This is a genomic window from Pedobacter cryoconitis, from assembly GCF_003259615.1.
In the GTDB taxonomy this organism is placed as follows: domain Bacteria; phylum Bacteroidota; class Bacteroidia; order Sphingobacteriales; family Sphingobacteriaceae; genus Pedobacter; species Pedobacter cryoconitis.
In genome coordinates this window covers 279,061-295,837 of record NZ_QLLR01000003.1, presented here as the reverse complement: position 1 = coordinate 295,837, position 16,777 = coordinate 279,061, and the positions used below count along the sequence as shown (strand labels likewise).

The following is a 16,777-nucleotide window of genomic DNA, read 5'->3' as shown; positions in this document are numbered from 1 at the left end:
TTCAGTATAGATACTGATCTAATCTACACACATTGTTCCAATTTCCGGCGTTTATGGAATAAGGATTATTTTTCCTGTACTTTTCCTGCTTTCCAGGAAGTCGTGTGCGGCTTTCCCGTCTGCTAATTTAAAAGAAGCAGGTTCTGCTATCATAATTTGTTTTGTACTGATCCATTCAAACAGCTGCCCTGATCTTTTTACCCGCTCTTCTCTGGAAGTCAGGTAACTCCACAGATCTCCGCCAGTAAGTGTTTTAGAACCGTCCATCAGCATTCTTGGATCTACAAAAGCAGGATCTCCGCCGCTCATCCCGAAAAACACAACCTGACCGCAGTCTTTAGTTACGTTAAAGCTATCCTGAAGGGTACTTCCTACACTGTCATAAACAACATCTACGCCGCCGGCAGCAAATACAATTACTTGCTTTTTCCAGTTATCACTGTACAGGTAAACCTGGTCAGCACCATTTTGCAGGGCGATGGCTGCTTTTTCTTCTGAAGAAGTTAAACCAATGACCGTACCGCCCAGCAGTTTGGTGATTTGTGTCAGCAATTGCCCGACCCCGCCTGCAACAGCATGGATCAAAACAATGTCCCCGGCTTTTGTCTGATGACTATCGGTAGCCAGATATTGTGCGGTTAGCCCCTGTAATAAAACAGCGGCAGCAGTTTCAAAACTAATAGCTTCGGGGATTGGCAGGGCGTGGCTTACTGGTACTGCTACATATTCTGCGTTCGCAAAGGGTACATCAGCAAATGCAACCCTGTCCCCTACTTTAAATTCAGCATGATTATTCGCATCAGCCACTATACCAGCGCCTTCATAACCGGCAATATAGGGTGGCTCTCCGCTCAGGTGATAGTTTCCTTTCCTTCGGTAAATGTCTGCGAAGTTCAGGCCAATAGCTTTCATTTCGAGTAATAGCTCCCCGGCTTTCAGAACTGGTTTGGGTACTTCTATATATTCCAGTACTTCCGAACCGCCAAAGCTGGAAAATGTTAATGCTTTCATGTATTTACTGTTTAAATAATAACTAAATGTATGACAATGTCCGGAATAATCTCCTGTTGCACCTGATCGTGACATTTTAATGTAGAATTAACAATAATGTATCGTAATTTAGTTTTTTAATGGTTTACGAAAACCACAATTACTAATACCTGTTTTATGCTGCTGAACTGTGTTATTATAGAGGACGAAAATCATGCTATTGAATTGCTGACTGATCACATTCAAAACATGCCCAATCTCCATTTACTTAAAGTTTATTCTCAACCGATCACTGCGCTGGCAGAAATAACAGAGGAGGACCATATAGACATCCTTTTTATGGATATAAATATGCCAGGTATATCGGGAATGGACCTGGCTAAGATACTTCGTCCAAAGGCGCGCTTCCTGATTTTTACTACTGCGTATCATCAATATGCGGTAGAAGCATTCGAGCTGGAGGCGGATCAATATATTATTAAGCCGATCACCTTCCCAAAATTCACAGTAGCCATAGAGAAGATCATCCGGAAAATTGGTAAAGTCCCTGTTCAGCCTGTTGCCAAGTCAGAGATATTTATCAAAACCGGGGTAATGAATAAGATTATCAAGGTTAGCCCTGAAGAGGTAGTTTATCTCGAAGCAAGGGATAACTATATCATTGTTCATACGGATAAGGATAGTATTATCACCTATCTAACGTTAAAAGAGGCTCTTCAGACTTTAAATCAGCTCAATAACCTGGTACAGGTGCAGAAATCATTTGTGATCGCAAGAAATAAGATAGAAATGATAGAGGGCAACCTGATCATTATGGCTAAGGGGGTTCAAATTCCGATAGGAAACACTTATAAAAAATCGTTTTTTGATTATGTGAAGAATAATACGGTAGTATCTGCAAGGATAAAACCCACCAGACCGCAATAAGCTTCTTTAAATGGCAGTTTTTCATCCGGTGGTGGTCTTCTTTAATAAGTACAAATATCATTTTCTGTTCTGGAGCATTTACATTGCTTATGAAATGATTATGGTATGGCAGGGCGGCTTTATTCTTTATTCCTATAAAGAATATGTTTTTGCCTATATCATCAGTCTGTTATTGTTCTATTTTCATGCAAACGTATTACTGAAATACACATTAAATTCCAACATTAAGCTGCTCAGGTATAGTTTACCACTATTGATTCTGCTTGAATTTTTTGCTTATTGTATCATTAAGCTGCTTATAGAAATTCATATCTACAAGCAAATTGGTGTTCAAAATCCTGCGCTGGATATTCATGACGGAATATATTATTACAGGAGGGTGTGGCGATTTTTTCTTTTTATAGCGATCGCTACTGGTTACTATTTCCTACAACAGCATCAAGAGCAAAGGCAGCGGGTAGAAAGGATGAAACAGGAAGAGCTTAAAAAAATCTTGTGGGAAAAAGAAATTAAGAATGAACTTACGCTAACACAAAATGCAATTCTCAGGGCACAAATTAATCCGCATTTTTTAATTAATACTTTGAGCTATTTATACAATGAAACCTGGAAAATAGAGCCGGAGGCCGCGGAAAATATATTGTCACTGTCAGAGATCATGCAATATGCGCTAAATAAAGATGTATCCTCTCCCTACGTGAAACTGGAAAACGAAATTAAATTAATCAAGAACTTTCTTAGTTTATACCAGGTAAGGCAACTTTATAAGATGCAATTAAAGTTAGTTTATACCAGTGAGGTGTTATCTGTCCTTTTTATTCCGCTGATTATGATGGCACTTACTGAAACCATTCTACAAAATAGCCAGCTGGATGATCCCTTAAAGCCTGCAGAAATCAGGATAGTACATGCGTATTCAATTTTATCTATTGAAACCACGAGTTTTGAAGGTCCAGAGAAACGGGGCGATCGTGATGAAACTATATTCACAAATATTAATAACCGGTTACTCCTCGCTTATGGAGAAAAAGCATCTTTCAATTACCACCTGGATTCATCGAACTATTTTCATACTGCTATAAGGGTACAATTTTAAAGTATGAAAGATCACCTCAAAATTTTCTTTAATCAATACAAGTATCACTTCCTGGTCTGGAGTATTTATTGTGCTTTTGAAGTTGTACTGGATATGGTAGGTACTGGTTCCTCCTTTAGGGCTGGTTTTTTGCTTTTATATGCCGCACTTAATATTTTTTTATTTTATTTCCATACAGAGGTAATATTAAAAAATACTTTAGAAGGTAAAAAGAGACTTCATTCAATCGGCATAGCATTTTTAATACTGATAGAATTAGCAGCAGCAACCTATATAATATTTAATTTACTAGTCTTTGTCCAGAAATATATTTCACACACTGCTTTAAATAGTTATTCCCCCAAGTGGAAAGGTATGATTCCAATACTGTATAAAGTCATTTATTTTACGGGCTACAGTACCTTTTATTATTTTATGACACGCGCTCAGAAGCAGAGACAGCTGGCAGAGGAAATGGAACAGCAAGAGCTTAAAAAACTGATTCAGGAAAAAGAGATAAGGAACGAACTGGTACTCACACAAAATACCTTTCTGAGAGCACAGATCAATCTGGATTTTCTAATCAGCACTTTAGATCATCTTTATCACAAAACATGTGTCTCTGCTCCAAAGGCGGCAGAAAGTATCCTTTCTTTAACAGACATTATGCAATATGCTTTAAGTAAGGAGGCTTCAGACGGATTGGTGAAATTAGAAAAGGAAATCAACCTGATAGAGAATTTCCTTCTTTTACACCAGGCAAGACAAGTACACCAGGCACAGTTAAGTTTTTCTTATTCCCGGGAGTGTCTGCCCGCAGAATTTATTCCTTTGATCCTAATGACCCTGACTGAGAATATGTTAAAACATGGTAAGCTGGATGATCCGGACAACCCTGCTGAAATTAAAATAACTTATGAAAATTCAATCCTGCACATCCAAACGATGAATAAGGAAGCTGTTAACAGCAATATTCCCAGTCACGGCATTGGCTTAAAGAATATCAGAGAACGCCTTTCACTGGCTTATGGTGAAATGGCTACTTTCGATTATCACCTCGACTCCAAAGGATATTTTCATACCGCGATCATGGTTCAAATTTAATTCCTTAACCCATTCAAATGAAAGATATACTTTTTGTCTTCTTTAATAAATACAAGTATCATTTTTTGGTCTGGAGCATTTATATAGCCTACCAGACATTGATAGTAGCTAATGCTTTAGGCAAATTCTATCCTGTCAAACAGTATATTGTAATTAATTTTTTTTATATCCTTCTTTTCTATTTTCATGCACATGTACTGCTGAAATACACACTCAACTCTTCCAGAAAATTTCTTAAATATAGCCTGGTAATATTAACTGTAATCGAAATTACATGTTACATCATAGTTGGAGCCGTTGCAACAAAATATCTGCAGATCTATGCTGGTCCGCCACAATCAATGGACCAGCTCGTTACCAAGCCTTATATACTCGGCAGAATCTGGATGGCAGTTTATTATATAGGGACCAGCACCGGATATTATTTTTTAATACACAACCGGCAACAAAAACAGCTGGTAGAGAAAATGAAACAGCAGGAGCTTAAAACAATTTTATTAGAAAAAGAAATTAAGAATGAACTCGTAATGACTCAAAACGCATTTTTAAGAGCTCAGATTAATCCGCATTTTTTAATTAACACCTTAAGCTTCTTATACAATGAAACCCGTAAACTGGCTCCAAAAGCCGCTGAAAGCATATTATCTTTATCTGATATTATACAATATGCTTTAAGTAAAGAAGTGGACCCCGGGTTTGTGGAACTGGAAAAAGAGATCAGACTTGTGGAGAACTTCCTTAGTTTATACCAGGCGAGAGAACCTTTGAAAAGACAATTAAAGCTATCTTACAATGAAGAAGCTTTAGCTGTTCCTTTTATTCCTATGATATTGATGTCTCTAACCGAAAGTATAATTAAATATGGTCAGCTTGATGACGCATTAAGGCCTGCAAAGATCAGGATAACTTATGCAGATTCTGTGTTATCAATTGAAACCTCTAATATCAGCTCGATAAAGTCTCCCGATACTGGCCATACAAAGGTTCTGGAAAATATTAGCAGCAGGCTAATCGCTATTTACGGCGAAAAGGCAGTATTCAGTATCCATCTTGACACACAAAGTTATTTCCATACTTACACTAAAGTGCAATTATAAGCTATGAATGACCGCCTGTTAAGTTTTCTGAATAAGTACAAATATCATTTTTTAGTCTGGAGCATTTATACTGTTTATGAACTGGCTGTGGTAATGATGCTTACAGGAAAAGGCACAACATTAGATATTTTTATTTTCTACAATACTTTGAATATTTCCTTGTTTTATGCCCATTTAAGTATATTAAAATATACATTGGACGATCGGGACAATATTTATAAATTACGGTTGCTATTTTTAATCTTGCTGGAATTAGCACTCTACATAGGGATAAAAATAGGTTGTGAACTCTTGTTTTACAATGATTTTCAGGATTATGCGAGCTGGCTTAAACTTTCCGATAAGCTGATCAAGAGTTTATACAGATCTATATATTTTATAGGATATGGTACTGGATATTATTTTTTAACGCGCAGCTGGCGACAGACACAGTTATTAGAAGAAATGGAACAGCAGCATTTCAAAAACCTGATACAACAGAAAGAAATCAAGAACGAATTGGTGTTAACACAAAATGCTTTCCTAAAGTCCCAGATCAGCCCGGAATTCCTGATTGATACTTTAGCGTATTTACATGAGGAGACACAGGAAACGGCACCAAAGGCAGCAGAAAATATTGTGTCATTATCCGCTATTATGCAGTATGCTTTAAGTGAGGAAGCGTTAGCTGGCTTTGTAAAACTTGAAAAAGAAATTGAACTGATAGAGAATTACCTCTTTTTACATCAGGCAAGACAGGTGAATCAAGCACAGCTGAAGTTATCTTATTCTCCAGAAGCACTTTCTACTCCGTTTATTCCCCTGGTCCTGATGACCCTGACAGAGAATATTTTAAAACATGGTCTGTTAAATGACCCGGATAATCCTGCAGAAATTAAAATAACCTGCAGCAATTCAATCCTGCGTATTGAAACAGCTAATCAGAAATCCAATAACAACAGTTCCCCAAGTCATGGTATTGGCTTAAAAAACATCAAAGACCGCCTCTCTATGACTTATGGCGGAACTGCCTCCTTTGCTTATTATCTTGATGCCAAAAGATATTTTCATACGGCTATTGAAGTACGTTTATAAATCATTGATTCACACCTGTAAATGATCAAAACGACAAGTGAATCCCCCCGGAGGGTGGCTGTGAAGCCGAAACAAAAAAACGCTTTAAGCATTAGCTTAAAGCGTTTTTGTAATTTTATAATCTCGCGGAGAGAGAGGGATTCGAACCCTCGATACCCTTTTGAGGTATACACACTTTCCAGGCGTGCTCCTTCAACCACTCGGACACCTCTCCAATTCGGGGAGTGCAAAAGTAGTATTTTTTTTGATTGTTAAACCTGAGCCTGCCTGATTTTTATAAATTAATCGATAACAGTAACTTTTACCATATTCGTTTTGCCTTTGCTTTCCATAGGAATTGCAGCAGTATTGATTAAAGTATCTCCTTTTTTGACCAGTTTCATTTTAACCAACAGACTGTTTACATCTAAAATAGTCTCATCAGTACTCTCAAACTTATCATAAAAGAAAGCCTGAACACCCCATACTAAACTTAAAGTATTTAGCAATTGTCTGTTATTCGTGAAAATATAAGTCAATGCTTTTGGTCTGTGTGCAGATATTTCGAAAGCAGTATAACCGCTCACTGTCATAGAAACGATACCTACAGCATTCGTGCGGCTTGCTAAAATACAAGCAGAATCACAAATTGCATCACTTAAGAAAGTTTCAGAATCAGCTTTTAAAGCTTTCTCTACGTGGAACGGATAGTTATTTGTTTCGATGTTCTGAATGATTTTCTGCATCGTTTCAATAACAATCAGTGGAAACTCTCCTACTGAAGTTTCTCCGCTCAGCATCACTGCGTCAGCACCATCCAATACAGAGTTTGCAACGTCATTCACCTCAGCACGTGTTGGTCTTGGTGTAGTAATCATACTTTCCAGCATCTGGGTAGCAATAATTACAGGTTTAGAAGCAGCAATACATTTCTGAACGATCATTTTTTGCAACAAAGGAACTTCTTCCATTGGCATTTCAACACCAAGGTCACCACGGGCAACCATGATACCGTCAGAAACTGCGATAATTTCATCGATGTTATCAATCGCTTCAGGTTTTTCAATTTTAGCAATTACTCTTGCACTTTTACCTCTTTGTTTGATAATATCTTTTAATTCGATGATGTCTGCAGCGTTACGAACAAACGAAAGACCGATCCAGTCCACGTCATTTTCTAATACAAACTCCAGGTTTTTACGATCTTCTACAGTTAAAGAAGGGATAGAAACTTTAGTGTTTGGTAAGTTTACACCTTTTCTCGAGGTTAAAATACCACCGTGAACAACTTCACAAACAACCTCATCTTCATAATTCGTTTCAATCACACGCATTTGCAGTTTTCCATCATCTAAAAGGATGATTTCACCTGGTTTTACATCTTTAGGAAAGCTGGTATAAGTAATATAAATACGTTCTTCGTTACCTATACATTCTTTAGTTGTGATGATTGTACGACTTCCATTAACTAAGTGTATACCACCATCTTTAACGATTCCGATTCTAATTTTAGGGCCTTGTAAATCAGCTAAAATACCAACATTATAGTTGTGTTTTTTATTGATTGCACGGATCGTATCCAGGACTTCCTGGTGATCAGCTTGTGAACCGTGTGAAAAGTTAAGTCTGCAAACGTCTAGTCCTGCATTAAACATGCTTAATAAAACGTCTGGTTTTGCTGAGGCCGGACCTAGCGTGGCTACAATTTTTGTTCTGGAATGAAAGGGTTTCATTTGAGTTATTTTATTTGTTACGACTAACAAAAGAAGGTTTTAGCTATAAAAACCACTGTTAGCCTGGTTGATTCTGTTATTTAACTAAATAATGTTAGATTCAAATATAGTGTATTTAATACACCTTACATATAAAATTTATATTACCAAATTCTCATTTGATTTTAATTTGAGCGGATCAATCTGCGCAGCTACCTGAATATCAGGTAGTTTATTAAGACCTGAAATAATATAATCCAGATCTTCTTTATCAATATATCCCTGAATAATCATAAAATAATCAACTTTATTCATTTCAGGAATCAAGAACCCCTCACTACTGCGGTTACTGAGGATAAAAAAATCATTATCACCCTGTTCCACATAAAAATTATACTTCGAAAATGCTAAAGGAGGCTCGTCTACGTTAAAAAACACCTCATGATCTTCGACTTTTTCAAAATTTAAATTGAGTCTTGTATTGATCTTATGACACAGTACATAATCCTTTAAGGACGCTGTGATTGCGATTAAGACAAAATCCAGGTCCAGAGAAAGTTTTAAATAGGTTTTGTTCAAAGCAGCTTAGTAAGATATATTTTAGGATACGAAATTATAAAACTAATTTTGCTTTATCATTTGAAATAAAAACATTAAAATTGACAGAGAAATAAAAACATTTGAAATGTGTCAGAATTTATTTTTCTTTGCACTGAATTATTTAACCCATTAAATTATAACATTATGTCTGATATTGCTTCAAGAGTTAAGGCTATTATCGTTGAAAAATTAGGTGTGGATGAGAGCGAGGTTACCCCAGAAGCTTCTTTCACTAATGACCTAGGTGCAGATTCTTTGGATACTGTAGAACTTATCATGGAATTCGAAAAAGAATTCAATGTAGCGATTCCTGATGATCAAGCTGAGACTATCGGTACAGTTGGTCAAGCAATTGCTTATCTAGAGAAAAACGTAAAGTAGAACATACGGCCTCCGTATAATCCGTATAAATGGAATTAAAAAGAGTAGTAGTTACAGGTTTAGGTGCACTCACTCCAATTGGCAATACTATCCCAGAATTCTGGGATAATTTGTTAAAAGGGGTGAGTGGCGCTGCGCCGATTACAAGTTTTGATACAGAAAAATTCAAAACAAAATTTGCCTGCGAGCTGAAAAACTTCAATCCTGAAGACTTTTTAGAAAAGAAAGAAGCTCGTAAATTAGATCCTTTTGTGCAATACGCGATAGCATCAACAGACGAAGCGGTAAAAGATGCGGGATTTGATTTCTCGCAAATGGATACCAATCGTATTGGCGTTATCTGGGGTACTGGTATTGGTGGTATCAAGACGTTTCTGGAAGAAATGAGAAACTATTTTGCGGGCGATGGAACTCCCCGTATTAATCCGTTCTTCATTCCAAAGATGATTATTGATATTGTCCCTGGCCATATCTCCATAAAATATGGCTTACGTGGTCCTAACTTTGCTACCGTATCTGCCTGTGCTTCTTCAACTAATGCAATGATCGATGCTTTCAATTACATACGCCTGAATATGGCTGATGTGATTATCAGCGGTGGGTCTGAAGCTATTATTAATGAAGCTGGGATTGGCGGTTTCAATGCAATGCACGCGCTTTCTACCAGAAATGACGACCCGTCAACTGCTTCCAGACCGTTTGATAAAGACAGGGATGGATTTGTAGCAGGAGAAGGTGCCGGAACCATTATCCTGGAAGAACTGGAGCATGCAAAAGCACGTGGCGCTAAAATCTATGCTGAATTAGTTGGTGGTGGAATGAGTGCAGATGCAAATCATATTACAGCTCCGCATCCTCAGGGATTAGGTGCTAAAATGGTGATGACCAATGCACTAAGAGACGCAGGGTTGACAACTGGAGACATTGATTATATCAATGTTCACGGAACATCGACCTCGCTGGGAGACATCAGTGAGACAAGCGCAATTGTTAATTTATTTGGTGAAGACGCGTATAAACTGAATATCAGTTCAACGAAATCAATGACTGGTCACCTTTTAGGTGCTGCTGGTGCTGTTGAGGCCATTGCTGCTATTCTTGCTGTACAAAACGACATCGTACCTCCAACAATTAATCACTTCACCGACGATCCTGATTTTGATCCTAAATTGAACTTTACTTTTCACAAACCGCAAAAACGATTAGTACGTGCTGCATTAAGCAATACTTTTGGTTTCGGTGGTCATAATGCGTCAGTAATTTTCAAAAAATACAAAGAGTAAAACGTCACGAAATATCGATTTTAATAAAATTAATGCCCCTATTTGACCTATATAAACTGTACTTATCGCCTGATAAAGAGTTTATAAAAAAGCTGAAAAATATGTTAGGCTTTGTGCCTGGAAATACCGTTTTGTATAAAATGGCATTCAGGCACAGGTCTGTGGCTAAAGTATTGAAAAATGGAAGTCGGAGCAGTAATGAACGCCTGGAATTCCTGGGTGATGCCATCCTCGGCGCTGTTATTGCAGAATTACTCTTCAAAAGTTACCCTTACAAAGAAGAAGGTTTTCTTACGGAAATGCGTTCTAAGATAGTCAACAGGGTTAATTTGAATCAGCTTGCCCGCAAAATGGGCTTTGATCAGCTTATTGTATTCGATCAGAAAATGGTCAATATGCAGACTAAACACCACTCTATGCTGGGTGATGCTTTTGAAGCATTAATAGGTGCCGTTTATCTGGACAAAGGATATAATTTTACCAAAGAATTGTTACTTAAACGTATTGTCAAGCCTTATATCGACGTTCATACGCTCGAACTGACAGAAACCAACTTCAAAAGTAAACTGATTGAATGGTGTCAGCGTCATGCAAAAGATATTACCTTTGAAATGATGGAAAACAGTGAAGGCGACAGCGCTAAACTTTTCACTATACAAGCAGTAATTGATGGTGAAAGCTTTGGTATCGGAAGAGATTACAACAAGAAAAATGCGGAGAAACAAGCTGCAGAAAAAGCTTGTGAGGCATTGTCTTTATAATAACAAGCTTATTTATTTCTTTTTAACGGTATCTGTATACTTCTTGTAGGTATCCCTGATATACTTAACTGCATCATATTCCGTCCAGTTTTTTGCTTTCTGATAATCAGGACGATAGTTTAACATAAAGTCTTCCAGCTCTTTACCACTCAATTCAGTATTCTTTTTAATCAGGGATTCATTGAAATACCCGTCAATCTGAGTCTGCTGCATTTCCCTGTTATAATAATTCCCAAATCGTTTGGCATTTTTAGGTGTACGCCCGAATAATTCATACAAAGCAGTTATCGGAGCAAAAATATAAGAGAGTAAAGGTGGTTTTCCGGCGTAAAAAGAACCTTTGTCCCGATAGTCTTGTTTAAGCTCATCCAGTTCTGCTTTTTTAGACTTACCTCTGATATTTACTTCATGTAAACTTGTCCCTGCCCCATTATCCAGGTAAACAATCAGATCTTTGTTAGATAAAACAATCATTTCCTTATCTGAAAAATCCTGTTTATAGATAACCAGCGTATCCCCCAGGTTCGCTTTCACCTGGAAAAGGCCCAGGTCATTACTGCTAACAGTGAACTTTGTCCGCAGGTTTGTCACCTGTGCCATTGCAATACGTGTAGTGGTCCCCTTTGTCATAACCACGCCATTTAACTGAAAATCCTGTTGCGCGAAAGCAACAGTTACGGTAGCGAGCGTAAACGTGAAAACCATTAAACTTTTCTGGATTGTACGGATCATTGTTCTGTGGTGCATGCAGTAAATTTAACTATTGTTTGCCAATCTGCCATAGCATAAATTGCCATATGACTTTATAAATGCTATTTCACACGTTAAAAAATTCATATCTTCAGGAGTGCCTGTTTAAAATAGGCTCTCATTTTAACAATAAATTATATCTTTGCACATGATAAAATCAATGACAGGTTATGGCCTGGCCTCTACAGATCAGGAAAATACAAAGTTTTCCGTAGAGATAAAATCCCTGAACAGTAAGTTTTTAGAGCTTAATCTAAAACTCCCAAGGGCATATGCAGATAAAGAACTTTTACTGCGTAATGTTTGCAGCAAGGATATTGAACGCGGAAAAGTAAATGTTTCTATCAATATTGAACGCAGTGAAGAAAACCTTAAAGGTGCAACGATCAATGCGGCTTTACTGAGCAAATATTACAAACAATTAGAAGCAATTAACATTGATTTAGGTGCAAATTCAAATAACCTTCTTCAGGCTGTATTAAATTTTCCAGACGTAATCAGCTATACTGAAGAAGTGGTTAATGAAGGTGAATGGGATATTTTACAAAAAACATTTAACACAGCTTTAGCTAGTTTCAACCAGTTCAGAGAAACTGAAGGTGCTGCATTAAAACAGGATCTGGAACTTAGAATTACAAATATACTCGGCTTTTTCTCTCAGATTGAAGTTTTAGCTCCTTTGAGAATCCCTCATATCAGGGCAAAACTGAACCAATTATTAGAAGAGGTATCAGGAAAGGTTAACGTTGATCAAAACCGTTTAGAGCAGGAATTAATCTATTATATAGACAAACTTGACATTACGGAAGAAAAAATTCGTCTTAAAAGCCACTGTGACTATTTTACTGAGACTTTAAAAAGTAAAGATGCCAATGGTAAAAAACTTGGTTTTATCTCTCAGGAAATAGGCAGAGAGATCAATACCATGGGTGCAAAAGCAAATGATGCACAGATACAGCAATTAGTTGTAGGTATGAAAGAAGAATTAGAAAAAATTAAAGAACAATTGTTAAACGTAATTTAATACGTCGGCAAGATTTACACACCAATGATACAAGGCAAACTCATTATATTTTCCGCTCCCTCGGGCGCAGGAAAAACAACAATCGTTAAACATTTACTGGAGAAGTTTCCATCACTAAGCTTTTCTATATCAGCAACAACCAGGGAATTACGTGGTGATGAAAAACATGAAAATGATTATTATTTCATTTCTAAGGAATCGTTCTTACATAAAGTTGCGCACCAGGAATTCGTAGAATTCGAAGAAGTTTATAATGGAACTTTCTATGGTACTTTACGTTCAGAAATCGAAAGAATCTGGAATGAAGGCAAACATGTGATCTTTGACATTGACGTAGAAGGCGGTTTGCGTTTAAAGCGTAAATACGAAGATGACGCATTAGCGATCTTTGTTCAGCCACCGTCTCTGGAGGTCTTAAAAGAGCGTTTAAGCGGTCGTGGTACTGATAGTGAATCAAAACTTCAGGAGCGCTTTATTAAAGCGGAGAAAGAGCTGCAATACGCAGATAAGTTTGATGTAATCCTTAAAAACTTCGATCTGGATACTGCCTGTGCAGAAGCAGAAAAATTAGTTACTGATTTTCTTAATCAATAAGAAGCTGAAATCAAAAGAATGGCGAAAACAGGTTTATTTTTTGGTTCTTTCAACCCTATTCATGCAGGGCATCTGATTATAGCCAGTTATATGGCTAATTTCACCGATCTGGATGAGGTGTGGCTGGTCGTTTCTCCACAGAATCCACTGAAAAATAAAAAGGGGCTTGGTAATATGTATGACAGACTTGAAATGGCCCGGTTAGCAATTGAACCGGCAGAACAGCTCAAGGTAAGCGATATTGAATTTAACCTGCCCCAGCCTTCTTATACGATTGATACCCTTGCCTATCTTCAGGAAAGACATCCTGCTAAAGAATTTGTGCTGATTATGGGGGCCGACAACCTGGCTTCTTTGAAAAAATGGAAGAATTATGAAGTTCTGCTGAAGAACTATGCTATTTATGTGTATCCCAGACCGGGATCGGACGTGACTGAATGGATTAACCATCCTTCGATTACATTGACAGAAACACCTCAGATGGAGATTTCATCGACCTTTATCAGACAAGCTTTAAATGACAATAAAAATATTCAGTTCCTTGTCCCTGAAAATGTAATCGCATTTATGGACAGTAAAAATATGTATCGTTAAACAGCTGTTTAACGGTAGATTAAGAATATAGTCGGTTTCTTATGAAGATCTATCTTCTCCTGCCGCCATTGACCAATGCTTTGTGTTCTGATATACTCATCTTCTCCTGTAATATTACTCGCTACACATAACAACGTATTTGCTGCTGTATTTTTTATAATATCCTCATATAAGTGATTGTTTCTGAAAGGAGTCTCAATGAATAACTGAGTTTGTTTATTCTTTTCAGCCAGCTGCTCGAGTTCTTTAATCTTTTTTACTCTTTCCACTTTGTCAATAGGTAAATATCCGTGGAAAGTGAAACTTTGTCCGTTAAATCCTGAAGACATCAGCGCTAATAACAAAGAGTTAGGGCCTACCAGAGGTACGACTTTAATTCCACGTTTATGTGCTTCAGACACGATTTCAGCACCCGGATCAGCTACTCCGGGACAACCTGCTTCACTCATCAGACCTACATCTTTTCCAGTCATTAATTCTTTAAAATAAGGAACCATAGAGTCATTCCTCTTATGTTTACCATAATCATGAATGGTTAAATCGCTCTGTGGAATTTTTAAGCCTGCCTCTTTCAGAGACTTCCTGGCAGTTTTTTCATTCTCTACAATATAAGTATCAATAGCATTGATCGTATCAATCAGATATGGAGTGAATGACTTTGCAGAGGCATTTTCTGCCAATGGAACAGGAATCAGGAATAATACACCTTTTTTCATTTCGTATTTATTTATTATCTTTTGGTATAGTTTATGTAGTACTGTAATGAATTCCGTTTACACCGTTTTAGCGGCTATAAGGGCTTTAATGAACAGTATTAATTTATTTAAATTTTAGCATTTACTCCTGCAGATTGCATTAGCTTGGAGTTACAAAGGAAAAGAATAAATATTTGGAAAGAGAAAATAAGAATCTAAATATTTAAGTTTAGCCATTTACAGCTTATAAATCCCGTGTCTCCCGTATGTAATTTTTACCAGTATAACCTCCTTGATCCTTAAGTTTGTACATAAAACGTTAAACCATTGTATATTTTTTTACTCATAGATATAAGTTAGGTTATATTATAAATACACACAAATGAAAAACATGATCAAATTTCCAGCTGCATTACTGGGGCTTATGCTCTTGTTCGGCTGCACAGCACAGCAATCAATGGCTCAGGAGGGATACGATGATATCTCACTGCAGTCGTTTTATGATGAATTATCTCCTTATGGAACCTGGATACAGGACCCTCAATATGGAAATGTATGGCGACCTGATGTAAATCAGGATGACTTCAGACCTTATTACAGCGATGGCCGCTGGGCAATGACTGAATATGGAAATACCTGGGTATCGGATTACGACTGGGGATGGGCTCCGTTTCACTATGGCCGTTGGGTAAACAACAGGTTCAATCAGTGGGTTTGGATTCCGGATACTGTTTGGGGCCCTGCATGGGTTAGCTGGAGAAGCGGTGCGGGATATTATGGATGGGCTCCTTTAGGCCCTGGCATCAATATTAACATCAATATTGGTGGTGGCGGATATAATACACCTAATAATTGGTGGAATTTTATTCCTCAGCGCAGTATCTACAGCAACAACTATCCACGTTATTCAAGCAGAAACATAACTATCATTAATCGTACTACGATTATCAACAATACTTATGGTCGCGGGGACAGAAATACTTATTATACAGGTCCAAGGGCTGATGATATAAGAAGAGCAACGAACAGGGATGTAAGGGTTTACAATATTTCCCGTTCAGAAAGACCTGGAAGAACAAGTATTTCAAATAATAATATCAATATATACAATCCAAGGTCAAGAACTGGTGGAACTTCAAGAGTTGACAATGGCACTACAAGGCCGGGAACAACTGACCGTTCAGGAAGAAGTGATGCAAACGGTTCAAGAACAGGGGCTGTTGATCGTTCAGGAAGAGGAGATATTAATACTTCAAGATCAGGAAATACCAGCACCACTAGGCCGGATGTAAATAATCCAAGAACCGGAAGTACTGACCGTTCAGGAAGAGGCGATATCAACACTTCAAGAACAGGAAATACCGCTCCATCAAGAACAGATGCAGGTGTACCTGTAAGTGGAAATACTGATCGTTCAGGCCGTGGGGATAACAACAGTTCAAGGGCAGGAAATACATCCAGAACAGCAAATCCAGATCAGCAACGTCAGCAACGTGATGCCGCGCAGCAACAGCAACGTGATGGTCAGGTGCGTCAGCAGCAACAGCAGCAGCAAGAACAACAACGTCAGCAACAGCAACGTGATGGTCAGGCGCGTCAGCAGCAACAACAGCAGCAGGAACAACAACGCCAGCAACAGCAACGTGATGGCCAGGCGCGTCAGCAGCAACAGCAGCAGCAACAACAACAGCAGCAGGAACAACAACGTCAGCAACAGCAACGTGATGGCCAGGCGCGCCAGCAACAAGAGCAGCAGCGTCAGCAACAACAGCAACAACAGCAACAACAGCAACAACAACGCCAGCAGCAGGATCAACAACGTCAGCAGCAACAGCAACAACAGCAACAACAACGTCAGCAGGATCAACAACGTCAGCAGCAACAGCAACAGCAGCAGCAACAGCAGCAGCAACGCCAGCAGCAGCAGCAACAGCAGCAGCAACGCCAGCAGCAGGATCAACAACGTCAACAGCAACAGCAGCAACGTTCACAAGAGCAAAGAAGCGGTGGTGATGCTACTCAAAGAGGTGAAACTTCCAGATCAGGAAGAAATTAATCACGATAAAATAAGAACCGGCTATAATGGCCGGTTTTTATTTTATATATTATAATTATCTTTGCAGCCTCATCAAGCAAT

Annotated in this window: 17 protein-coding genes and 1 tRNA gene; 12 read left to right on the top strand and 6 right to left on the bottom strand. The window is 38.1% G+C overall.

Translation table 11 applies throughout. The features are described from left to right. Positions 1-51 precede the first annotated feature (51 nt). Positions 52-1,011: a quinone oxidoreductase family protein gene (locus LY11_RS06400; protein ID WP_111632888.1), complete on the bottom strand. Its 960-nt coding sequence runs from the start codon at positions 1,009-1,011 to the stop codon at positions 52-54. A gap of 156 nt (positions 1,012-1,167) precedes the next feature. Between LY11_RS06400 and LY11_RS06395 the strand changes: the two genes are divergently transcribed. Genes LY11_RS06395 through LY11_RS06375 form a run of 5 tightly spaced genes read left to right on the top strand, consistent with a single transcriptional unit; the run spans position 1,168 to position 6,267 of the window. Then, entirely contained in the window at positions 1,168-1,917 is a 750-nt protein-coding gene (locus tag LY11_RS06395) for a LytR/AlgR family response regulator transcription factor (protein WP_111632887.1), read from the top strand. Positions 1,918-1,927: 10 nt separating this feature from the next. Continuing rightward, positions 1,928-3,013, top strand: a complete 1,086-nt coding sequence (locus LY11_RS06390; RefSeq protein WP_111632886.1) for a histidine kinase — start codon at positions 1,928-1,930, stop codon at positions 3,011-3,013. 3 nt (positions 3,014-3,016) lie between these two features. Then, complete coding sequence (locus LY11_RS06385; protein WP_111632885.1) at positions 3,017-4,096, top strand: sensor histidine kinase; 1,080 nt, start codon at positions 3,017-3,019, stop codon at positions 4,094-4,096. A 17-nt stretch (positions 4,097-4,113) separates the two neighbouring features. Beyond that, on the top strand, positions 4,114-5,193 hold the full coding sequence (locus LY11_RS06380) for a sensor histidine kinase (RefSeq protein ID WP_111632884.1): 1,080 nt from the start codon (positions 4,114-4,116) through the stop codon (positions 5,191-5,193). Positions 5,194-5,196: 3 nt separating this feature from the next. Beyond that, positions 5,197-6,267, top strand: a complete 1,071-nt coding sequence (locus LY11_RS06375) for a sensor histidine kinase (protein WP_111632883.1) — start codon at positions 5,197-5,199, stop codon at positions 6,265-6,267. 126 nt (positions 6,268-6,393) lie between these two features. Here the strand turns inward: LY11_RS06375 and LY11_RS06370 are convergent. The 3 genes from LY11_RS06370 to LY11_RS06360 all read right to left on the bottom strand — a co-directional run bounded on the left by LY11_RS06370 (position 6,394) and on the right by LY11_RS06360 (position 8,537). Further along, positions 6,394-6,481: transfer RNA gene (locus LY11_RS06370), tRNA-Ser, on the bottom strand. 67 nt (positions 6,482-6,548) lie between these two features. Next, positions 6,549-7,979 (bottom strand): pyruvate kinase, encoded by a 1,431-nt coding sequence (gene pyk, locus LY11_RS06365; RefSeq protein ID WP_111632882.1) that lies wholly within the window; start codon positions 7,977-7,979, stop codon positions 6,549-6,551. A 138-nt stretch (positions 7,980-8,117) separates the two neighbouring features. Next, complete coding sequence (locus LY11_RS06360; protein WP_068404929.1) at positions 8,118-8,537, bottom strand: IPExxxVDY family protein; 420 nt, start codon at positions 8,535-8,537, stop codon at positions 8,118-8,120. Between the two features lie 165 nt (positions 8,538-8,702). On the opposite strand from LY11_RS06360, the gene LY11_RS06355 reads away from it, so the two are divergent. From LY11_RS06355 to rnc, 3 genes are read left to right on the top strand one after another with little or no spacing between them, the layout of a single operon-like run. After that, complete coding sequence (locus LY11_RS06355; protein WP_008508386.1) at positions 8,703-8,939, top strand: acyl carrier protein; 237 nt, start codon at positions 8,703-8,705, stop codon at positions 8,937-8,939. Positions 8,940-8,968: 29 nt separating this feature from the next. After that, positions 8,969-10,222, top strand: coding sequence for a beta-ketoacyl-ACP synthase II (gene fabF / locus LY11_RS06350; protein ID WP_111632881.1), 1,254 nt, complete (start codon positions 8,969-8,971; stop codon positions 10,220-10,222). A 32-nt stretch (positions 10,223-10,254) separates the two neighbouring features. After that, on the top strand, positions 10,255-10,983 hold the full coding sequence (rnc, locus tag LY11_RS06345) for a ribonuclease III (protein ID WP_211321500.1): 729 nt from the start codon (positions 10,255-10,257) through the stop codon (positions 10,981-10,983). Positions 10,984-10,995: 12 nt separating this feature from the next. On the opposite strand, the gene LY11_RS06340 is transcribed toward rnc, so the two are convergent. Further along, complete coding sequence (locus tag LY11_RS06340) at positions 10,996-11,730, bottom strand: hypothetical protein (protein ID WP_245952625.1); 735 nt, start codon at positions 11,728-11,730, stop codon at positions 10,996-10,998. 163 nt (positions 11,731-11,893) lie between these two features. Here LY11_RS06340 and LY11_RS06335 point away from each other — a divergent pair, with 163 nt between their 5' ends. From LY11_RS06335 to nadD, 3 genes are read left to right on the top strand one after another with little or no spacing between them, the layout of a single operon-like run. After that, positions 11,894-12,757, top strand: coding sequence for a YicC/YloC family endoribonuclease (locus LY11_RS06335; RefSeq protein ID WP_111632879.1), 864 nt, complete (start codon positions 11,894-11,896; stop codon positions 12,755-12,757). A gap of 24 nt (positions 12,758-12,781) precedes the next feature. Further along, positions 12,782-13,351 carry a guanylate kinase gene (gmk, locus tag LY11_RS06330; RefSeq protein ID WP_111632878.1) on the top strand — a complete coding sequence of 190 codons (570 nt, stop codon included), beginning with the start codon at positions 12,782-12,784 and terminating at the stop codon, positions 13,349-13,351. A gap of 18 nt (positions 13,352-13,369) precedes the next feature. Next, complete coding sequence (nadD, locus tag LY11_RS06325) at positions 13,370-13,945, top strand: nicotinate (nicotinamide) nucleotide adenylyltransferase (RefSeq protein WP_111632877.1); 576 nt, start codon at positions 13,370-13,372, stop codon at positions 13,943-13,945. An 8-nt stretch (positions 13,946-13,953) separates the two neighbouring features. On the opposite strand, the gene LY11_RS06320 is transcribed toward nadD, so the two are convergent. Continuing rightward, complete coding sequence (locus tag LY11_RS06320) at positions 13,954-14,661, bottom strand: SAM-dependent methyltransferase (RefSeq protein WP_111632876.1); 708 nt, start codon at positions 14,659-14,661, stop codon at positions 13,954-13,956. A 361-nt stretch (positions 14,662-15,022) separates the two neighbouring features. Here LY11_RS06320 and LY11_RS26500 point away from each other — a divergent pair, with 361 nt between their 5' ends. Then, positions 15,023-16,696, top strand: coding sequence for a DUF6600 domain-containing protein (locus LY11_RS26500; RefSeq protein WP_146610805.1), 1,674 nt, complete (start codon positions 15,023-15,025; stop codon positions 16,694-16,696). Positions 16,697-16,777 lie beyond the last annotated feature (81 nt).

Coding starts and splice junctions, on each gene's coding strand:
- LY11_RS06400 (WP_111632888.1), bottom strand. CDS start 1,011: ATGAAAGCATTAACATTTTCCAGCTTTGGCGGTTCGGAAGTACTGGAA.
- LY11_RS06395 (WP_111632887.1), top strand. CDS start 1,168: ATGCTGCTGAACTGTGTTATTATAGAGGACGAAAATCATGCTATTGAA.
- LY11_RS06390 (WP_111632886.1), top strand. CDS start 1,928: ATGGCAGTTTTTCATCCGGTGGTGGTCTTCTTTAATAAGTACAAATAT.
- LY11_RS06385 (WP_111632885.1), top strand. CDS start 3,017: ATGAAAGATCACCTCAAAATTTTCTTTAATCAATACAAGTATCACTTC.
- LY11_RS06380 (WP_111632884.1), top strand. CDS start 4,114: ATGAAAGATATACTTTTTGTCTTCTTTAATAAATACAAGTATCATTTT.
- LY11_RS06375 (WP_111632883.1), top strand. CDS start 5,197: ATGAATGACCGCCTGTTAAGTTTTCTGAATAAGTACAAATATCATTTT.
- pyk (WP_111632882.1), bottom strand. CDS start 7,979: ATGAAACCCTTTCATTCCAGAACAAAAATTGTAGCCACGCTAGGTCCG.
- LY11_RS06355 (WP_008508386.1), top strand. CDS start 8,703: ATGTCTGATATTGCTTCAAGAGTTAAGGCTATTATCGTTGAAAAATTA.
- fabF (WP_111632881.1), top strand. CDS start 8,969: ATGGAATTAAAAAGAGTAGTAGTTACAGGTTTAGGTGCACTCACTCCA.
- rnc (WP_211321500.1), top strand. CDS start 10,255: ATGCCCCTATTTGACCTATATAAACTGTACTTATCGCCTGATAAAGAG.
- LY11_RS06340 (WP_245952625.1), bottom strand. CDS start 11,730: ATGCACCACAGAACAATGATCCGTACAATCCAGAAAAGTTTAATGGTT.
- LY11_RS06335 (WP_111632879.1), top strand. CDS start 11,894: ATGACAGGTTATGGCCTGGCCTCTACAGATCAGGAAAATACAAAGTTT.
- gmk (WP_111632878.1), top strand. CDS start 12,782: ATGATACAAGGCAAACTCATTATATTTTCCGCTCCCTCGGGCGCAGGA.
- nadD (WP_111632877.1), top strand. CDS start 13,370: ATGGCGAAAACAGGTTTATTTTTTGGTTCTTTCAACCCTATTCATGCA.
- LY11_RS06320 (WP_111632876.1), bottom strand. CDS start 14,661: ATGAAAAAAGGTGTATTATTCCTGATTCCTGTTCCATTGGCAGAAAAT.
- LY11_RS26500 (WP_146610805.1), top strand. CDS start 15,023: ATGAAAAACATGATCAAATTTCCAGCTGCATTACTGGGGCTTATGCTC.